17 protein-coding genes and 1 other annotated feature are annotated in these 18,627 nt (G+C 45.1%); all 17 genes read left to right on the top strand.

Annotation, left to right across the window (positions count from 1 at the left end):
• Window positions 1–29 precede the first annotated feature (29 nt).
• The 17 genes from gltX (at window position 30) to rpoC (ending at window position 18,542) form a co-directional block, all read left to right on the top strand.
• Entirely contained in the window at window positions 30–1,484 is a 1,455-nt protein-coding gene (gene gltX / locus AC58VC_RS36575; protein ID WP_497376389.1) for a glutamate--tRNA ligase, read from the top strand.
• 345 nt (window positions 1,485–1,829) lie between these two features.
• Window positions 1,830–2,501, top strand: a complete 672-nt coding sequence (gene cysE / locus AC58VC_RS36570) for a serine O-acetyltransferase (protein WP_161407576.1) — start codon at window positions 1,830–1,832, stop codon at window positions 2,499–2,501.
• Window positions 2,482–3,882, top strand: a complete 1,401-nt coding sequence (gene cysS, locus AC58VC_RS36565; protein ID WP_497376388.1) for a cysteine--tRNA ligase — start codon at window positions 2,482–2,484, stop codon at window positions 3,880–3,882. The genes cysE and cysS overlap by 20 nt, the downstream gene beginning before the upstream one ends.
• Window positions 3,879–4,310 carry a Mini-ribonuclease 3 gene (locus AC58VC_RS36560; RefSeq protein ID WP_497376387.1) on the top strand — a complete coding sequence of 144 codons (432 nt, stop codon included), beginning with the start codon at window positions 3,879–3,881 and terminating at the stop codon, window positions 4,308–4,310. The genes cysS and AC58VC_RS36560 overlap by 4 nt, the downstream gene beginning before the upstream one ends.
• Before the next feature lie 54 nt (window positions 4,311–4,364).
• Window positions 4,365–5,105, top strand: a complete 741-nt coding sequence (gene rlmB / locus AC58VC_RS36555) for a 23S rRNA (guanosine(2251)-2'-O)-methyltransferase RlmB (RefSeq protein ID WP_161407573.1) — start codon at window positions 4,365–4,367, stop codon at window positions 5,103–5,105.
• Window positions 5,106–5,110: 5 nt separating this feature from the next.
• The gene (locus AC58VC_RS36550; protein WP_497376386.1) at window positions 5,111–5,623 is read left to right on the top strand and encodes an NYN domain-containing protein; all 513 of its coding nucleotides are present in this window, start codon (window positions 5,111–5,113) and stop codon (window positions 5,621–5,623) included.
• Window positions 5,624–5,741: 118 nt separating this feature from the next.
• Window positions 5,742–6,386: an RNA polymerase sporulation sigma factor SigH gene (gene sigH / locus AC58VC_RS36545; RefSeq protein ID WP_028557511.1), complete on the top strand. Its 645-nt coding sequence runs from the start codon at window positions 5,742–5,744 to the stop codon at window positions 6,384–6,386.
• A gap of 232 nt (window positions 6,387–6,618) precedes the next feature.
• Entirely contained in the window at window positions 6,619–6,768 is a 150-nt protein-coding gene (gene rpmG / locus AC58VC_RS36540; protein WP_079418041.1) for a 50S ribosomal protein L33, read from the top strand.
• 19 nt (window positions 6,769–6,787) lie between these two features.
• Entirely contained in the window at window positions 6,788–7,000 is a 213-nt protein-coding gene (secE, locus tag AC58VC_RS36535; RefSeq protein WP_167067728.1) for a preprotein translocase subunit SecE, read from the top strand.
• A gap of 24 nt (window positions 7,001–7,024) precedes the next feature.
• Complete coding sequence (gene nusG, locus AC58VC_RS36530) at window positions 7,025–7,558, top strand: transcription termination/antitermination protein NusG (protein ID WP_029196473.1); 534 nt, start codon at window positions 7,025–7,027, stop codon at window positions 7,556–7,558.
• An 89-nt stretch (window positions 7,559–7,647) separates the two neighbouring features.
• A complete protein-coding gene (rplK, locus tag AC58VC_RS36525; protein WP_028557508.1) occupies window positions 7,648–8,073 on the top strand; it encodes a 50S ribosomal protein L11 in 426 nt (141 codons plus the stop codon).
• Window positions 8,074–8,188: 115 nt separating this feature from the next.
• Window positions 8,189–8,881 carry a 50S ribosomal protein L1 gene (rplA, locus tag AC58VC_RS36520; RefSeq protein WP_127457551.1) on the top strand — a complete coding sequence of 231 codons (693 nt, stop codon included), beginning with the start codon at window positions 8,189–8,191 and terminating at the stop codon, window positions 8,879–8,881.
• A gap of 54 nt (window positions 8,882–8,935) precedes the next feature.
• Window positions 8,936–9,089 (top strand) — a sequence feature (ribosomal protein L10 leader region).
• Between the two features lie 64 nt (window positions 9,090–9,153).
• Window positions 9,154–9,660 carry a 50S ribosomal protein L10 gene (gene rplJ, locus AC58VC_RS36515; protein WP_497376385.1) on the top strand — a complete coding sequence of 169 codons (507 nt, stop codon included), beginning with the start codon at window positions 9,154–9,156 and terminating at the stop codon, window positions 9,658–9,660.
• A 63-nt stretch (window positions 9,661–9,723) separates the two neighbouring features.
• Window positions 9,724–10,089, top strand: coding sequence for a 50S ribosomal protein L7/L12 (gene rplL, locus AC58VC_RS36510; RefSeq protein ID WP_161407571.1), 366 nt, complete (start codon window positions 9,724–9,726; stop codon window positions 10,087–10,089).
• 134 nt (window positions 10,090–10,223) lie between these two features.
• Window positions 10,224–10,820, top strand: a complete 597-nt coding sequence (locus AC58VC_RS36505; RefSeq protein WP_497376384.1) for a class I SAM-dependent methyltransferase — start codon at window positions 10,224–10,226, stop codon at window positions 10,818–10,820.
• Between the two features lie 492 nt (window positions 10,821–11,312).
• Window positions 11,313–14,852 carry a DNA-directed RNA polymerase subunit beta gene (rpoB, locus tag AC58VC_RS36500; RefSeq protein WP_497376383.1) on the top strand — a complete coding sequence of 1,180 codons (3,540 nt, stop codon included), beginning with the start codon at window positions 11,313–11,315 and terminating at the stop codon, window positions 14,850–14,852.
• 69 nt (window positions 14,853–14,921) lie between these two features.
• Window positions 14,922–18,542, top strand: coding sequence for a DNA-directed RNA polymerase subunit beta' (rpoC, locus tag AC58VC_RS36495; protein ID WP_497376382.1), 3,621 nt, complete (start codon window positions 14,922–14,924; stop codon window positions 18,540–18,542).
• Window positions 18,543–18,627: the final 85 nt, after the last annotated feature.

Below are 18,627 nucleotides of genomic sequence, written 5' to 3'. Positions count from 1 at the left end.
AGGTATTATTGGGGAGAGAGGGTACAGTCATGAACCAACCTTTACGCGTGCGCTATGCACCAAGTCCAACGGGACATTTACATATAGGCGGTGCTCGTACAGCACTTTTTGATTATTTATTGGCGCGTCGCCATGGCGGAGCATTCGTTGTGCGGTTTGAAGATACGGATCAAACCCGTCATAAAGAATCCGGCATCGAGGATCAATTGAATGGCCTAAGATGGCTTGGGTTAGAGTGGGATGAGAGCGTAGATATCGGAGGTCCGTACGGTCCTTATCGTCAGATGGAAAGACTCGATATTTATCAGACTCATCTCAATCAGCTTCTTCAGAGCGGTCATGCGTATCCTTGCTACTGTTCGGAAGCAGATTTAGAGCAGGAGCGGGCAGAGCAGGAAGCACGCGGGGAGATGGGCGGTTACTCCGGGAAGTGCCGTCACTTGACGCCTGAGCAAATTGCCGCTTTTGAAGCGGAGGGCCGTAAGCCTTCAACTCGCTTCCTTGTGCCAGCAGACCGGATCATTGGCTTCGAAGACAAAGTTCGCGAGCACGTTGAGTTTGAATCGAATGGAATCGGTGACTTTATTATTGCGCGTCCTGACGGGATTCCTACGTATAACTTTGCTGTTATCGTAGATGACCACATGATGAAAATCAATTTGGTTATTCGCGGGGAAGAGCATCTGTCCAATACGCCTAGACAAATTCTGATGTACGAAGCTCTCGGTATGCCTGTTCCGGAATTCGCGCATTTGGCGCTGATTCTCAATCAGGACCGTAAGAAAATGAGTAAGCGGGATGAGTCAATTATCCAGTTCATCGAGCAGTACCGGGAGTTAGGTTATTTACCGGAAGCTGTTGTGAACTTTATCGCTCTGCTTGGATGGTCTCCTGGCGGCGAAGAAGAGATGTTTACGAAGGAAGAATTGATCGCCCAGTTTGACCTCGATCGTGTATCGAAGAGTCCAGCTGTGTTTGATATGGATAAATTGAACTGGATGAACAACGCCTATTTGAAAAAAGCTCCGCTCTCGCGCGTTGTCGAGCTTTGTGTGCCGCATCTGCAGAAGGCTGGATACATCGAGCCGCAGTTGGATGAAGCGGGTCAGGCGTGGGTGACGGCCCTTATAGGCCTCAATCAAGAGAGAATGCGCTTCGCGGCGGAAATTGTCGAATTGTCCAGCATCTTCTTCAAGGAAGAGCTTGTTATCGACGAGGAAGCAGCGGCTATACTGAAAGAAGAGCATGTACCTGTCGTATTGACCAGCCTCTTGGGGCAAGTTGAGCAAGCAGAGTCTTTCACAGTAGAGGCTATCCCTGCTTTGTTGAAACAAGTTCAGAAGGATACGGGTTATAAAGGGAAGCAATTGTTTATGTCGATCCGTTCCGCACTGACAGGACAAGTGCATGGACCTGACCTAAATGTGTCGCTTTACCTGCTTGGAAAAGAAAAAGTCGCTGCACGACTACGGAACTTATTGTAATACAGGGTTCTTTTCGCTATACTAAGTTCAATAAGGAATGCAATGATCAGGAGAGTACGTTTATTTAGGGATTTATCAGAGAGGATAATCGGAGCCGTCAGGCTTCGGCTGTGAGTTATCCATTCCCTTTAATCGGAAATGCACCTGGGAGCTGCCGCGCCGAATACTCGGACTCAGAGTAGGGTAGGCGCAGCCGAAATGCCCACGTTACGGGTTTTGAGTTGGGAGACTTCCGAGTCACCAAGCAGAGTGGAACCGCGATTAATCACGCCTCTGCAGCCATATGGCTGCGGGGGCTTTTTATTATACGCAGGCGTATGATTTCCTACAAAAGAAGGTGAGAGCATGTGGCAAACGATCAGATCTGATATTTCAGCCGTATTCGACAACGACCCTGCTGCGCGCAGCTGGTTTGAAGTTGTGTTTACGTACTCTGGCCTTCACGCGATATGGGCACATCGAATTGGTCATTGGTTTTATAAAAGGAAGATGTTCACAGTTGCCCGTGTTGTTTCCCAGTGGAGCCGTTTCATGACAGGCATCGAGATTCATCCAGGTGCGACGATCGGCAAAAGATTGTTTATTGACCATGGGATGGGTGTCGTCATTGGGGAAACCTGCGAAATTGGTGACGATGTTATTTTGTATCAAGGGGTAACTCTGGGCGGGACAGGGAAAGAAAAAGGTAAGAGACATCCAACTATTGGCAATAATGTAGTTATTGGTTCAGGCGCCAAGATTTTGGGCTCCTTCCTTGTTGGCGAGAATTCACGGATTGGCTCCAATGCGGTGGTCATTCACGAGGTTCCTTCGAACAGTACCGTTGTAACTATGCCTGCTAAGCTTGTGAAACGGGATGGTGTGCGGGTGAATCGGTTGGACCACGGCAATTTACCGGATCCCATTGTTGATATATTCCAGGAAATGCAGCAGCAGATTAATGAATTGCGAAGACAGTTAGAACTAGAACGGGTTAAGAATGGAGGAGCGAGAGAACATGACGCTCAGAATGTATAATACACTAACACGCAAGAAGGAAGAATTTGTACCCCTTGAACCGGGTAAAGTGAAGATGTATGTGTGCGGCCCAACCGTGTATAACTATATCCATATTGGAAATGGCAGACCGGTCATTTTCTTTGATGTCGTACGACGCTTTTTGGAGTCGCAGAACTATGAAGTCACTTATATTACAAACTTTACCGATGTGGATGACAAAATGATTCGTAAAGCCGAGGAAATGGCTGTAACCGTTCCGGAGCTGGCAGAAACTTTTATTGCCGCCTTCTTGGAAGATATCCAAGTACTTGGCGTACATGAGGCTACTTTGAACCCGCGCGTGACGGAAAATATTCAGGAAATCATCGATTTCATCGCTGCTTTAGTTGACAAGGATTACGCTTATGAAGCACGCGGCGACGTCTATTACCGAACAACCAAATTCGCCGAATACGGTAAGCTTTCCCATCAAAATCTGGAGGAACTCCAATACGGAATCCGTATTGAGGTGGATGACCGCAAAGAGAATCCGCAGGACTTTGTTCTTTGGAAAGCAGCGAAACCGGGAGAGATTTATTGGGATAGCCCTTGGGGCCAAGGCCGTCCAGGCTGGCATATCGAGTGCTCCGCCATGGTGCGCAAATATTTGGGTGAAACCATTGATATTCATGGCGGCGGGCAAGATCTGACGTTCCCGCATCATGAGTGCGAGATCGCGCAAACGGAAGCGGTGACTGGCCATCCAATGGCTAATTACTGGTTGCACAATGCATTCCTTAACATTGATAATGAAAAAATGTCCAAATCGCTGGGTAATGGCATTCTCATCCGCGATCTTGTGAAGCAAATCAAACCGGAAGTTTTCCGTTTCTTCATGTTATCCGCCCACTACCGCAATCCGCTGAACTTCAGCGATGAGAGCCTCAAGCAAGCGGCTAATGCTTTGGAGCGCATTCAAAATGCGAATGACAACCTGAAGCATCGTTTGGCCACAGCCTCAGTAATAGGCGAGATCGATTCTGCTCTTACGGAGCGTATAGCGGCGACTGCCAGTCAGTTCGTTGAGAAGATGAACGACGACTTTAATACCCCGGATGCGATTACAGCTGTGTTCGATCTCGTTGCAGAAGCGAACCTGTACCTGCAGCAGGAGCGGGTGAATGCTGCTGCTTTGCAAATGTTCTTAGATCAGCTGCAAATCTTTGATCAAACGTTGGGGATTTTGTCGAAACAAGCTGACGAATTGTTGGACGAAGAGATTGAACAGCTGATTGTCGACCGGACGGAAGCGAGGAAGTCGAAGAACTGGGCACGTGCGGATGAAATCCGTGATCTGCTCACAGAGAAAGGGATATTCCTTGAGGATACACCACAAGGAATTCGTTGGCGCCGCAAATGAGTGAAACTTTTACAGATGCTGCGAATCTGTTCGTTTTTCCGCCGTCCAAGAGCCCTCATTTGCTGAATCCTCTTGTACTCGCCTATATTGGCGATGCTGTTTATGAGGTTTACATTCGGCAATATGTAATTTCTGGTGGAAACCATAGGCCCAATCATTTGCACAAAGCATCCACCGGCTATGTGTCGGCTAAGGCGCAATCCAAGCTATTGGATGCGCTGATGCCGATGCTGACGGAAGAAGAGATTGACATGGTAAAGCGTGGACGCAATGCCAAATCAGGAACGACAGCCAAGAACGCGGATGTGCTTGAATACCGGCATAGCACCGCGTTTGAGTGCTTAATCGGATATTTGTATTACAAGCAATCTTTTGAGCGATTAAAGGAAATATTGGATTTTGTTCTTGCTCACAAGAATAAAGTTTAGCCCAAAATAGATGTAAGTTATGTTAAACGAGGAATTTTTAGGAGGAAGTACGAAATGGATGAGGAATATATTGGCGGGAAACACTCCGTGATGGAGGCAATTCGTGCCGGTCGAACAATTAATAAAATTTGGATTGCCGAAAATGCGCAAAAGCAATTCGCTGGCCCGATTGTAGCGGAGGCCAAAAATTTAGGGATTCTTGTACAATTTACGGATAAGCGTAAGCTTGATCAAATGGTGGAAGGACTTCAGCACCAAGGGGTTATAGCGCAAGTAGCGGCTTACGAGTACGTAGAAGTGGAAGATATTCTTGCTAAAGCCAAAGCACTCGGACAGGATCCTTTTATCCTCATTCTTGATGAGATTGAAGATCCGCATAACTTGGGCTCGATTCTGCGAACAGCGGATTGCACGGGTGTTCACGGTGTCATTATCCCCAAAAGGCGCTCTGTTGGGCTAACGGCAACGGTTTCCAAGACATCAGCAGGAGCGGTTGAGTATGTTCCTGTTGCTAGAGTAACGAATATCTCCCAGACTATTGAACAGCTCAAAGAGCAAGGAGTCTGGGTAGCGGGCACGGATGTAACTGCAGCACAAGATGTATATAAAGCGAATTTCAGTATGCCGATAGCTCTTGTCATTGGCAATGAGGGCAAAGGTGTTGGAAGGTTAATTAAAGAGAGATGTGACTTCTTAGTTAAACTGCCGATGGCCGGGAATGTTAACTCTCTGAATGCCTCTGTTGCCGCGGGAGTCTTGATGTACGAAGTGGTTCGCCAACGAAATAAGAGTTAAAGCAGATGGAAGAGTTTCTAATCGTAGACGGCTACAATATCATAGGGGCATGGCCTGAACTAAGTAAGCTGAAGGATACCGACTTGGAAGGTGCTCGCGATAAGTTAATTCATATGCTGGCTGAGTACCAATCTTATTCTGGCATGAAGGTATACCTAGTTTTTGATGCTTACATGGTACCTGGACTTGGGAAGAAGTATGTACAGAGCAAGTTGAACGTCCTTTACACCAAAGAGAAGGAAACCGCGGATGAACGGATCGAACGATTGGTTACGAATTTGATGGGAAGACGTAAACAAATCTATGTGGCCACCTCCGATATGATTGAGCAGCACGTTATTTTCGGTAAAGGAGCTCTTCGATTGCCGGCTGGTGAACTTCTCATCAAAATCAAACAGAATCGCAAAGAAGTTCGAGATCGCATTGAGCCAGAAACAACAACGAAGCGCAATCCGTTTGAAGGCAAACTGAGCAATGAATTGAAGGCGCAGTTCGAACGATGGCGAAGAGGGGAGTAATCCTCCAAATGCTAGAAATGGTGGGCTTCCCCGTTGACGGTGTGAGATTTCATCATGTATACTTAACCTAAACTTTTAATGTGAATCTGGGTAGTCCTGCAGGCCGGAGGGATTGTTGGTGAGTGTCGACCTCAAAGAACTGAGAATGTATGATTATGACCTCAAGCCAGATGAAGACATTGTCGAGGCAGTCCGTGAAGGCAGTAGCGAAGCGTTGGAATATCTTATCAACAAATATAAGAATTTCGTGCGTGCCAAAGCACGTTCTTATTTTTTGATAGGTGCAGACCGAGAAGATATTGTGCAGGAAGGCATGATAGGTTTATATAAATCTATCCGCGACTTCCGAGGAGACAAGCTTGCTTCTTTCAAAGCCTTTGCTGAACTGTGCATTACCCGACAGATCATCACGGCGATTAAGACAGCAACACGTCAGAAACACATTCCTCTTAATTCCTACGTGTCACTGGACAAGCCTATCTATGATGAAGATTCTGATCGTACGCTGCTTGACGTTATCAGCGGTTCCAGGGTCACAGATCCTGAGGAGCTTGTGATTAATCAAGAAGAATTTACGGGACTTGAAGATAAAATGGGAGAGATATTGAGCGACTTGGAGCGTAGGGTTCTTATGCTCTATCTCGATGGGAGATCCTACCAAGAGATAGCAGTGGATCTTGATCGTCATGTCAAGTCTATTGACAATGCTCTTCAACGTGTGAAACGCAAGCTTGAACGCTATTTAGAAGTCAGAGATTTGTAGAATATGCCCGCGCTGCCTTGCTTGGTCTTGGCTGCGCGGGCCTTTTCTTTGTGCGAGGTTTATTATACTGTCAGAGCGTCTATACTGATATTACTCTTGCAATTGTGAGACTTCTGCCTTGACACTCTGTGACGGGTTGTGATAAAGTATTTCAGGTAGCCCTAAAAGTCGCTTTCTTTTTGACGCGCTTCGAAGGGCTTTAATTAGAACGTGTCTGTAGGAGGTGTACATCATGCGGGTCATCATCACATTAGCGTGCACAAATTGCAAACAAAGAAACTATGCATCCACTAAAAATAAGCGCAACAATCCCGACCGTATTGAGTTGAAGAAATATTGCAAATTTTGCAATGAACATACTGCTCATCGCGAGACTAGGTAGTTCTTTGGAGGTGTAGTTTGTGGGGTTCTTGGCTAGAATGAGACAAAGCTTCGGATCCACTTTTTCCTTCTTCACCGACAGTTGGACAGAACTCAAAAAGGTCAAGTGGCCAAGTCGCAAAGAGATGACTACCTATACGCTTGTTGTGTTGGGTACTGTAGCTTTTGTTGCTATTTATTTTTTTGTGCTGGATCTTGGAATTTCTGAGTTGCTGCGCCTTGTTTTTAAATAAACAGGACTATAGGTGAATTTATTCATGGAAAAAAGATGGTACGTCGTACATACCTATTCAGGGTATGAGAACAAAGTGAAAGCCAACCTGGAGAAACGTGTTGAATCCATGGAAATGACGGACAAGATCTTCCGTGTGCTTGTGCCTATGGAAGAGGAACTGGTGAACAAAGACGGCAAGAAGAAAGTCGTCATGCGTAAAGTTTATCCAGGGTATGTCCTCGTAGAAATGATTCAAACGGATGATTCTTGGTACGTAGTACGTAATACGCCAGGAGTTACTGGATTCGTAGGTTCTACGGGATCCGGCTCTAAACCGACTGCATTATTACCTGAGGAAGTTGAATCTATTTTGAAGCATATGGGAATGGAAGAGCCGAAGGAGAAAATCGACTTCGAACTCAAAGAGACCGTACGCGTCAAGGTGGGACCTTTCGCAAACTTTGTCGGATCTGTTGAAGAAATTGTGGCTGACAAGGGTAAACTTAAGGTGCATGTCAACATGTTTGGTAGAGAGACCCCGCTTGAGCTCGATTTCGACCAAGTGGAAAAGCTATAACACAAGACAACCAAGGGTTTCTACCAGGTCTATTCCTCGGGATAGACCTTCGTTAGTGGGATCTATATTATAAACAGGAGGTGTCTATCATGGCAAAAAAGGTTATTAAAATCGTGAAGCTTCAAGTTCAAGCTGCGAAAGCAAATCCAGCACCACCGATCGGTCCAGCATTGGGTCAAGCAGGTGTGAACATTATGGCTTTCTGTAAAGAGTTTAACGCTCGTACTGCTGATCAAGTAGGCCTTATCATTCCGGTTGAAATCACAGTATTCGAGGATCGTTCCTTTACATTCATCACTAAAACGCCTCCGGCTGCAGTTCTTCTTCGCGTCGTTGCTGGTATCGAAAAAGGATCCGGTGAACCAAACAAAAAGAAAGTTGCAACTGTGAAACGCGCAAAAGTTCGTGAAATCGCAGAACAAAAAATGCCTGACCTGAATGCTGCATCCGTTGAGGCTGCAATGCGTATGGTTGAAGGTACAGCTCGCAGCATGGGAATCGTCATCGAAGATTAATTCCGCAAGGAATGCGACTGTGTAAACCGCGGTTTACGTAGAAGTTTTCTCGGAAAACTTTGAGGTCGCTCGGTGGGAGGATTATCCGCTAATACCACTAAGGAGGATTTAGATTATGCCTAAACACGGTAAGAAATACCGCGAAGTATCTCAGCTTGTTAATGCTGAAACTTTGTACGATCCGTCAGAAGCAATCGAGCTTGTTAAGAAAACAGCTCCTGCTAAATTTGATGAAACTGTAGATGTTGCAGTTCGTCTGGGTGTAGACCCAAGAAAACAAGATCAGGCTGTTCGTGGTGTAGTAGTACTTCCACACGGTACTGGTAAAACGAAACGTGTACTTGTATTTGCTAAAGGCGAGAAAGCGAAAGAAGCTGAAGCAGCTGGTGCAGATTTTGTTGGTGATGCTGACATGATCAACAAAATTCAACAAGGTTGGTTCGAGTTCGACGTTTGCGTAGCTACTCCAGACATGATGAGCGAAGTTGGTAAACTGGGTCGTATCCTCGGGGGTAAAGGTTTAATGCCAAACCCTAAAGCAGGAACAGTTACTTTCGACGTGACGAAAGCTGTTCAGGAGATCAAAGCTGGTAAAATCGAGTACCGTCTTGACAAAGCAGGACAAATTCATGCTCCACTTGGTAAAGTATCTTTCGATGCAGACAAGTTGAATGAAAACTTCAAAGCATTGGTTGATGCGCTTGTAAGAGCGAAACCAGCAGCTGCTAAAGGTGTTTACCTGAAAAACATTGCTGTATCCTCCACAATGGGACCAAGTGTTCGAGTAAACGTAAGCTCCTTCAGATAAGTAATAGCTTCCAGTTGACTTCGGTTGCTGGGCGTGATACTCTATCAAAGGTCATAAAAATGAATATGCAAACCGTAGACAGTAGGTGCCGCGTGCTTAATTTCCTACCGAGGTGTTATGATATATATAGCGATTTCTTTGTAGATCAGGGAAAAAGTGAACACATCATGCCTTCGTAGCGTCTACGAAGGCATTTCTTATTTTATAAGGAATGCTGATGCTCCTACTGTTTGTGATATTGAAACATAAATGCATAAGAAGTGAGGTGTACTATGGCAAACGCGAAAATTCTTGCAGAGAAAGAACAAGCAGTAGCTGAAGTAACTGAAAAGTTCAAAGCTAGTGCTTCTACAATCATCGCTGACTACCGTGGTTTGAACGTAGCTCAAGTAACACAGCTACGTAAAACTTTGCGCGAAGCTGGTATTGAATTCGTAGTTCTCAAGAACTCGTTGGCTAGACGCGCATCGGCAAATGCTGAACTAGGATTGGATGAGTACCTAACAGGTCCAACCGCTATTGCTTTCAGCAAAGACGATCTAGTTGCTCCGGCGAAAATCTTGACTGAATTTGCGAAAAAGAACGATCAATTGAGCGTAAAAGGTGGCGTGGTCGAAGGCCGCGTAGTTGGATACGATCAAATCAAAGCACTTGCTGAACTTCCATCCAGAGATGGTTTGCTCTCCATGTTGCTTAGCGTTCTTCAAGCTCCTGTTCGTAACTTTGCACTTGCTGTTAAAGCAGTTGCTGAGAAAAAAGAAGCTGAAGGTCAAGCTTAATTTCAGTGTACGAAACGATTTACAACAACAAACTAATTTATTAATGATAATGGAGGTTTAACCATGAGCACAAATGCAACGATCCTAGAAGCAATCAAAGGCATGACAATCTTGGAATTGAACGACCTGGTTAAAGCAATTGAAGAAGAGTTTGGCGTAACAGCAGCAGCTCCAGTAGCAGCTGGCGGTGGCGCAGCAGTAGCAGTTGAAGAAGCTCAAACTGAGTTTGATGTTATCTTGACTAGCGCTGGTGCTTCCAAAATCAACGTAATTAAAGTAGTTCGCGAAATCACAGGTCTTGGCCTGAAAGAAGCGAAAGACCTAGTTGACGGAGCTCCAAAAGCAGTTAAAGAAAAAGTTAGCGCAGAAGAAGCAGAAGCTGTTAAAGCTAAGCTTACTGAAGCTGGCGCATCTGTAGAAGTTAAGTAATTTCTTTTCAGGAAACCTCTTGAAGCTTGCCTTCAAGAGGTTTTTTTACCTAAGCTTTTACCCTTAGGAAAGCCTTAGGAACGCTCGCAGTTATTTGATTTTCCTATTGGTAAAAATGAGGAGGGAATCTTAACGTGTCAGAGCATTATTATACGCAGCGTCCTACGGTTAAGCATGATATCAATGTGGCGCAAGAGGAACTGCGTGGCAAAAAGTACACATTCCTGACGGATGCTGGCGTTTTTTCGAAAAAAGGTGTGGATTATGGAAGCAAACACTTAATTGAAACAATGCAGTTGAAAGAGGATGCCAAAGTACTTGATGTCGGTTGTGGTTATGGTCCAATTGGCTTATCAGCAGCGGTGATGTGCCCGAAGGGGCATGTGACAATGGTCGACATTAATGAACGGGCCATTGAGTTAAGCACTGAAAATGCGCGGCGAAATGGAATTACCAATGTGTCGATTCTACTGAGCGATCTTTTGGAGCAGGTGAAAGAACAGCGTTTTGACGCTGTACTCACCAATCCGCCGATTCGCGCCGGCAAGGAAGTTGTGCATCGCATTTTTACAGATGCTTATGATTGTTTGGTTGATGGCGGTTCGATTTGGGTTGTCATTCAGAAAAAACAAGGTGCGCCTTCAGCGATGAAGAAACTGGAGTCTCTTTATAGCGAAGTTGTTGAAGTATCCAAGGATAAAGGCTACAAAATACTCAAGGCAACAAGATGAGTTTGAGTGAGTTGCAAGTGGAAGGCATATCCTCCCACATATAGAAAGATCAAGTTTCGGTTTAACTGAAAAATGCGTTCTATTTGGCAATAGAACCATCTTAAAAGCGGTCACTCATCCTGGAATGGCCTCGATAGAGGTTTTCTCACAATCGAGGAAATTAGTTTGACTTGACTTTTCATATGTGATATTATTAGAAAATGTCAGTATTAAGATGGGACACATGTCTTTAGTTAACAAAAATGTCAAGTATTTTTTTCCTCCAGGATGAATAAAATTTGAACTTATAACGTATAATGTTTGAATTTTAGGAAACTCTAACAGGATGGGAAGAAATATTTGGAAAGTCTTATTGATTACAGGGAAAAATCTTCATCCATACAGTCGCTTAATTCGGACGGGCTCCAATAACGGAGGCGTCCTGAGTGTACGTCGGTCGAAGTTTTTCTTCTTCTTTTTATTTATTGAGTAGAGTTGAGGGGTGAATGAAAGTTGGCGGGACATCTTGTTCAATTTGGACGACGTAAACGCAGGACTTATGCACGAATTAATGAGGTGCTGGGCATTCCAAACCTGATTGAAATCCAGCAAAAATCGTATGAGTGGTTTTTGGAAGAAGGATTACGTGAGATGTTTCAGGATATCTCTCCGATTCAAGATTTCACAGGTAACCTAGTACTGGAGTTTATTGACTATAGCTTAGGAGATCCTAAGTATTCTGTTGATGAATCCAAAGAACGCGACGTAACCTATGCGGCGCCGTTAAGAGTCAAAGTCCGTTTGATTAATAAGGAAACCGGAGAGGTCAAGGAACAAGAAGTGTTCATGGGGGATTTCCCTATTATGACCGATACGGGAACGTTCATTATTAACGGTGCGGAGCGTGTAATCGTCTCCCAGCTCGTTCGTTCCCCCAGTGTTTATTATAGCACGAAAGTGGATAAAAACGGCAAAAAAACTTACACGGCGACGGTCATTCCGAACCGTGGGGCTTGGTTGGAGCTTGAGACAGATGCGAAGGATATTATCTATGTTCGTATCGATCGCACGCGCAAAATTCCAGTTACGGTACTGCTACGTTCATTAGGATTCGGCACGGATGCAGAGATTTTGGATTTGCTCGGTGATAATGAATATATCCGCAATACGCTCGATAAAGATAACACGGATTCTACGGAAAAAGCGTTGATCGAAATCTATGAGCGTCTTCGTCCGGGTGAGCCACCTACGCTTGATAATGCAAGAAGCTTGATCGTTGCTCGTTTCTTTGATCCGAAGCGTTATGATTTGGCTAACGTAGGTCGTTACAAAATCAACAAGAAATTACACATTAAAAATAGATTGTTTAATCAGCGTTTGGCTGAAACTTTGGTAGATACCGAAACTGGAGAAATCATCGCAGAAGCTGGACAATTGCTGGATCGTCGTGTGTTAGACGAAATCCTTCCTTTTATCGAAAAGGGAGCAGGCTACAAAGAGTTTACGATTCCAAAAGGTGTAACTGGCGCGGATACAATCCCTGTTCAGTGCATTAATGTGTACTCACCAACAGAAGAAGGCAAGGTTGTTAAAGTAATCTCTAACGGGGTTATCGACAAACAAGTTAAAAACATCACGCCTGCCGATATCATTTCATCCATTAACTATTTCATCAACTTGCTGCATGGCATCGGGAATACGGATGATATTGACCACTTAGGTAACCGTAGACTTCGTTCTGTTGGTGAATTGCTGCAAAACCAATTCCGTATTGGGTTATCCCGTATGGAACGTGTTGTTCGTGAACGTATGTCCATTCAGGATGCGAATGTCATCACGCCACAAGCTTTGATCAACATTCGACCAGTTATCGCGTCGATCAAAGAGTTCTTCGGTAGTTCCCAGCTTTCTCAGTTTATGGACCAAACGAACCCGCTTGCTGAGTTGACGCACAAAAGACGTCTATCTGCACTCGGACCCGGTGGTTTGACGAGAGAGCGTGCGGGGATGGAAGTTCGTGACGTGCATCACTCTCACTATGGCCGTATGTGTCCAATTGAGACCCCAGAGGGACCGAACATTGGTTTGATCAACTCCTTGTCTACTTTTGCCCGTATTAATGAGTATGGCTTCATTGAAGCTCCTTACCGTTGGGTAGATCCGAAGACAGGAACTATTACTGACCAAATCGCTTACCTGACTGCGGATGAAGAAGATAATTATGTTATCGCGCAAGCAAACGCCGAATTGACAGAAGACAACAAATTCGTTGATTCAGCGATTATCGTACGCTACAAAGATGATAACTTAACGCTGCCGGTTGAACGTGTCGACTACATGGACGTTTCTCCGAAGCAAGTTGTTTCCGTAGCGACAGCGTTAATTCCGTTCCTTGAAAACGATGACTCCAACCGTGCGTTGATGGGTTCCAACATGCAGCGTCAAGCGGTACCTCTTTTGATTCCTAAAGCACCTCTAGTAGGTACTGGTATGGAGCACAAAGTCGCTAAGGACTCGGGAGTATGTATTGTCTCCAAATTTGATGGAATTATTGAGAAAGCTGCTGCAAATGAAATTTGGCTGCGCCGCCAAGAAATGGTAGACGGCAAATTGGTCAGCGGTAATATCGTCAAATATAAGCTTCACAAATTTATGCGTTCCAACCAAGGTACGTGCATCAATCAACGCCCGATTGTGAAAAAGGGTCAACTGATTAAAGCGGGAGATATTCTTGCTGATGGACCATCGACAGAACAAGGCGAATTAGCTTTGGGTCGTAACGTTGTCGTAGCCTTCATGACTTGGGAAGGTTACAACTATGAGGATGCGATCTTATTAAGCCAAAAGCTTGTGAAAGAAGATGTCTACACATCCATTCACATCGAGGAATACGAGTCAGAAGCACGTGACACGAAGCTTGGACCTGAAGAAATTACGCGTGACATCCCGAACGTTGGGGAAGACGCCTTGAAAAACCTTGACGAGCGCGGAATCATCCGTGTCGGTGCTGAGATCGGCGCTGGCGATATCCTTGTTGGTAAAGTAACACCTAAAGGTGTAACTGAACTTACTGCGGAAGAAAGATTGCTGCATGCAATCTTCGGAGAGAAAGCTCGTGAAGTTCGTGATACATCCCTTCGTGTACCGCATGGTACAGATGGTATTGTTGTTGATGTTAAAGTATTTACTCGTGAGAACGGCGATGAGCTGCCTCCAGGTGTTAACCAACTCGTACGTGTCTATATTGCGCAAAAACGGAAAATTTCCGAAGGCGACAAAATGGCAGGACGTCATGGTAACAAAGGGGTAGTAGCACGTATTCTCCCTGAAGAAGATATGCCTTTCCTTCCAGATGGTACGCCAGTTGAAGTTGTACTGAATCCACTAGGGGTTCCTTCGCGGATGAACATCGGTCAAGTACTTGAAGTTCACTTAGGTATGGCTTCCAAGTACCTTGGTATCCACGCAGCTACGCCTGTATTCGATGGAGCGCGTGAGTATGACGTATTTGATGCCATGGAAGAAGCCGGCATGCAGCGCAGCGGTAAAACGATTCTGTACGATGGTCGTACAGGGGAATCGTTCGAACGCGAAGTTACAGTTGGCGTCATGTACATGATCAAATTGGCACACATGGTTGATGATAAAATCCATGCCCGTTCCACAGGACCTTACTCCCTTGTTACTCAGCAGCCGCTGGGTGGTAAAGCACAGTTTGGTGGACAACGTTTCGGGGAGATGGAGGTATGGGCACTTGAGGCTTACGGTGCTGCCTATACACTGCAAGAAATTCTTACAGTGAAGTCCGATGACGTCGTAGGACGTGTGAAAACATACGAGTCCATCGTTAAAGGCGAGAATGTTCCAGAACCGGGTGTTCCGGAATCATTCAAAGTTTTGATCAAAGAGCTTCAAAGCTTAGGTATGGATGTCAAAATCCTTTCCGGCGACGAAGAAGAGATCGAAATGCGAGAAGCCGATGATGACGACGAAGTCACTAGCGATAAATTAAACCTAAATTTAGAGGGCTCTGAATTAGGAGTCAACGAATAAAGAACGCCACAATAGATCGAGATCGATTCACTGCATAGTGGGTTTAAATTCTTAAAGGAGGGTTGCTCCTTGATGGACGTTAACAACTTCGAGTTTATGAAAATCGGTTTGGCATCACCCGATAAAATTCGCTCTTGGTCCCGTGGGGAAGTAAAGAAGCCGGAAACCATTAACTACAGAACTTTAAAGCCTGAGAAAGAAGGTCTTTTCTGTGAAAAGATCTTCGGGCCAACCAAAGATTGGGAATGTCATTGCGGTAAATACAAACGCGTCCGTTATAAGGGCGTTGTTTGTGACCGTTGTGGTGTTGAAGTAACCCGCCAAAAAGTGCGTCGTGAGCGTATGGGTCACATCGAGCTTGCTGCTCCTGTATCCCATATCTGGTACTTTAAAGGCATCCCAAGCCGCATGGGCCTTGCGTTAGATATGTCTCCAAGATCTTTAGAGGAAATTATCTATTTCGCTTCCTATGTGGTAACTGATCCAGGGGATACACCTTTGGAGAAAAAACAGCTGCTTTCCGAAAAAGAATACCGTAGCTACCGTGAGAAGTATGGCTATGCGTTCCAAGCAGGTATGGGTGCTGAAGCCGTCAAAAAGCTTCTGATCGATATCGATATCGAACGTGAAGTTGATACGCTCAAAGAAGAGTTGAAAACAGCGCAAGGTCAACGCCGTAATCGTGCGATCAAGCGTTTGGAAGTTATGGAAGCTTTCCGTAACTCGAAGAACCTTCCAGGTTGGATGATTCTAGATGTACTTCCTGTCATCCCGCCGGAGCTTCGTCCGATGGTACAGCTTGACGGTGGACGCTTCGCGACTTCTGACTTGAATGATCTCTATCGCCGAGTTATCAACCGTAACAACCGTCTCAAAAGATTGCTTGACCTCGGGGCACCGGACATCATCGTTCAGAATGAGAAGCGTATGCTGCAAGAAGCAGTAGATGCTCTTATCGACAATGGTCGCCGCGGTCGTCCTGTAACAGGTCCTGGTAACCGTCCATTGAAATCCCTCAGCCACATGCTGAAAGGTAAACAAGGGCGTTTCCGTCAAAACTTGCTCGGTAAACGTGTTGACTACTCTGGTCGTTCCGTTATCGTAGTAGGACCTAACCTGAAGATGTACCAATGTGGTCTTCCGAAGGAAATGGCGCTTGAATTGTTCAAGCCTTTCGTTATGAAAGAGCTTGTGAATAAAGGTTTGGCCCATAACATTAAGAGTGCGAAACGTAAAGTTGAGCGTGTAAGTCCAGATGTTTGGGATGTTCTAGAAGAAGTTATTAAGGAGCACCCGGTTCTGCTGAACCGTGCCCCTACGTTGCATAGATTAGGTATTCAAGCTTTTGAACCGATTCTGGTTGAAGGTCGCGCTATTAAACTTCATCCGCTCGTATGTACAGCTTACAACGCTGACTTCGACGGTGACCAAATGGCCGTTCACGTACCATTGTCTTCAGAAGCGCAAGCTGAAGCTCGGTTATTGATGCTGGCATCAGGTAACATTTTGAATCCGAAAGACGGTAAGCCGGTTGTTACGCCATCACAGGATATGGTTCTGGGAAGCTTCTACTTAACAACGGACAACAAATTTGCTAAAGGTGCAGGTTCTATTATTAGAACTGTTCACGAAGCAGTTTCTTCCTACCAATCGGGCAAAATGGCACTTCACGCTCGTGTTGCTATCCCTGCTAGAGCTTTGAATAAAACAAGTTTTACTGAAAAACAACAGAACGCAATGTTGATCACAACAATTGGTAAAATCATTATGAACGAAATCTATCCTGCTGATTTCCCGTTCATTAATGAGCCGACCAAAACGAACCTGCTGAATGGTATTCCAGATGCGCATTTTGTATTTGAAAAAGGTGCAGATCTAAGAGCTATCATGTTGGAACGTGATGAGAACAAAGCGGTAGGTAAAGAGTATCTTGGATCGATTATTGCTGAGTGTTTCCGTAAGTATCACACAACACAAACGTCCATGATCCTTGATAAAATTAAAGAGCTTGGATTTACGTATTCCACCAAAGCAGGTATTACTGTAGCCGTTTCTGACGTTGTCGTTCCTACTGAAAAAGTAGCCATTCTTAAAGAATGTGAAGAGAAAGTACGCGTAGTTACGAACCAATACCGTCGTGGTTTGATTACGGATGAAGAGCGTTATGACCGCGTTATTGCGATCTGGAGTAAAGCGAAGGACGAAATCACAGATATTCTGATGAAGTCCCTTGATAAATACAACTCCATTAGCATGATGGTTGAATCCAAAGCACGGGGTAACAAATCACAGATTACACAGCTTGGCGGTATGCGTGGTTTGATGGCGAATCCATCCGGTAAGATTATGGAGTTGCCGATTAAATCGAACTTCCGTGAAGGTCTGACAATCTTGGAATACTTTATTTCCACACACGGAGCGCGTAAAGGTCTTGCCGATACAGCACTTCGTACAGCGGATTCGGGTTACTTGACTCGTCGTCTCGTTGACGTAGCACAGGATGTAATCGTTCGTGAGGACGATTGCGGAACAGATAAAGGGTTCATGGTAAGCAAAATTCAAGATGGTAAAGAGGTTATTGAAGATCTCTATGACCGTATTGAAGGACGTTATGCTTATGAAACGCTTCGTCATCCAAAAACAGGTGAAGTCATTGTTCAACGCAATGAGCTCATCGAATCCGGAATTGCAGACGCGATTATTGAAGCAGGCATCGAGAAACTGCAAATTCGTTCAGTATTAAGCTGCCGCACAGATCATGGTGTATGTAAGAAATGTTATGGTCGTAACTTGGCAACTGGTCAATTTGTTGAGATTGGTGAGGCAGTAGGTATTATTGCTGCTCAATCCATCGGTGAGCCAGGAACACAGTTGACGATGCGTACGTTCCATACCGGTGGTGTTGCCGGAGATGATATTACGCAAGGTTTGCCGCGTATTCAAGAGCTTTTCGAAGCTCGGAATCCGAAAGGTCAAGCGATTATTTCTGAGATCGATGGTGTGGTCAAAGAAATCCGTGAAGCCAAAGATCGTCGTGAAATTGAAGTCCAAGGTGAAGCGGAATCTAAGGTGTATGCAGTTCCTTACGGTTCCCGTGTACGTGTATCCCTGAACCAACAAGTTGAAGCCGGAGATGAGCTGACAGACGGGTCTATTGATCCGAAAGAAATGCTTCGCATCAAAGGTATCCGCGGCGTGCAGAACTACATTCTGCAAGAGGTTCAACGTGTTTACCGTAACCAAGGGGTAGAAATTAACGATAAGCATATTGAAGTTATGGTTCGTCAAATGTTACGGAAAATCCGTATCGTTGATGCTGGAGACACAACTCTGCTTCCAGGTTCCTTCGTAGACATTCATGAATATGAAGCAGCTAACAAGGTAGCTTTGTTTGCCGGCAATGAGCCAGCAGTTGCAAGACCTATCTTGCTCGGTATCACCAAAGCGTCTCTTGAGACTGATTCCTTCTTGTCTGCAGCGTCCTTCCAAGAAACAACGCGTGTCTTGACGGATGCAGCAATCAAAGGTAAGGTCGACCAATTGCTTGGTCTGAAAGAGAACGTTATTATCGGTAAACTCATTCCTGCAGGTACGGGTATGCCTCGTTACCGGAACATCCGTATTACGGACCCTAACGAAGTGCTCGTGCAAGATGAGGATCTCGAAAAAGAAACAGTAGCCGTTGAATAACGACTATTCATCTGAGAGGGATGGCCTTATGTGCTGTCCCTCTTGGTTTTTTTATGAATCTATGATTATGTCAAAAGATATAAAG

This window comes from Paenibacillus sp. J22R67 (genome assembly GCF_059692175.1).
The sequence above is the reverse complement of the archived record's forward strand: the minus strand, read 5'-3'. Positions and strand labels throughout refer to the sequence as shown.

Excerpts from the sequence above, each read along its gene's own strand:
- AC58VC_RS36560 (WP_497376387.1), top strand. The coding sequence starts at position 3,879 with ATGAGTGAAACTTTTACAGATGCTGCGAATCTGTTCGTTTTTCCGCCG.
- cysS (WP_497376388.1), top strand. The coding sequence starts at position 2,482 with ATGACGCTCAGAATGTATAATACACTAACACGCAAGAAGGAAGAATTT.
- rplJ (WP_497376385.1), top strand. The coding sequence starts at position 9,154 with ATGGCAAACGCGAAAATTCTTGCAGAGAAAGAACAAGCAGTAGCTGAA.
- AC58VC_RS36550 (WP_497376386.1), top strand. The coding sequence starts at position 5,111 with ATGGAAGAGTTTCTAATCGTAGACGGCTACAATATCATAGGGGCATGG.
- rplA (WP_127457551.1), top strand. The coding sequence starts at position 8,189 with ATGCCTAAACACGGTAAGAAATACCGCGAAGTATCTCAGCTTGTTAAT.
- cysE (WP_161407576.1), top strand. The coding sequence starts at position 1,830 with ATGTGGCAAACGATCAGATCTGATATTTCAGCCGTATTCGACAACGAC.
- rplK (WP_028557508.1), top strand. The coding sequence starts at position 7,648 with ATGGCAAAAAAGGTTATTAAAATCGTGAAGCTTCAAGTTCAAGCTGCG.
- nusG (WP_029196473.1), top strand. The coding sequence starts at position 7,025 with ATGGAAAAAAGATGGTACGTCGTACATACCTATTCAGGGTATGAGAAC.
- rplL (WP_161407571.1), top strand. The coding sequence starts at position 9,724 with ATGAGCACAAATGCAACGATCCTAGAAGCAATCAAAGGCATGACAATC.
- rpmG (WP_079418041.1), top strand. The coding sequence starts at position 6,619 with ATGCGGGTCATCATCACATTAGCGTGCACAAATTGCAAACAAAGAAAC.
- gltX (WP_497376389.1), top strand. The coding sequence starts at position 30 with ATGAACCAACCTTTACGCGTGCGCTATGCACCAAGTCCAACGGGACAT.
- rlmB (WP_161407573.1), top strand. The coding sequence starts at position 4,365 with ATGGATGAGGAATATATTGGCGGGAAACACTCCGTGATGGAGGCAATT.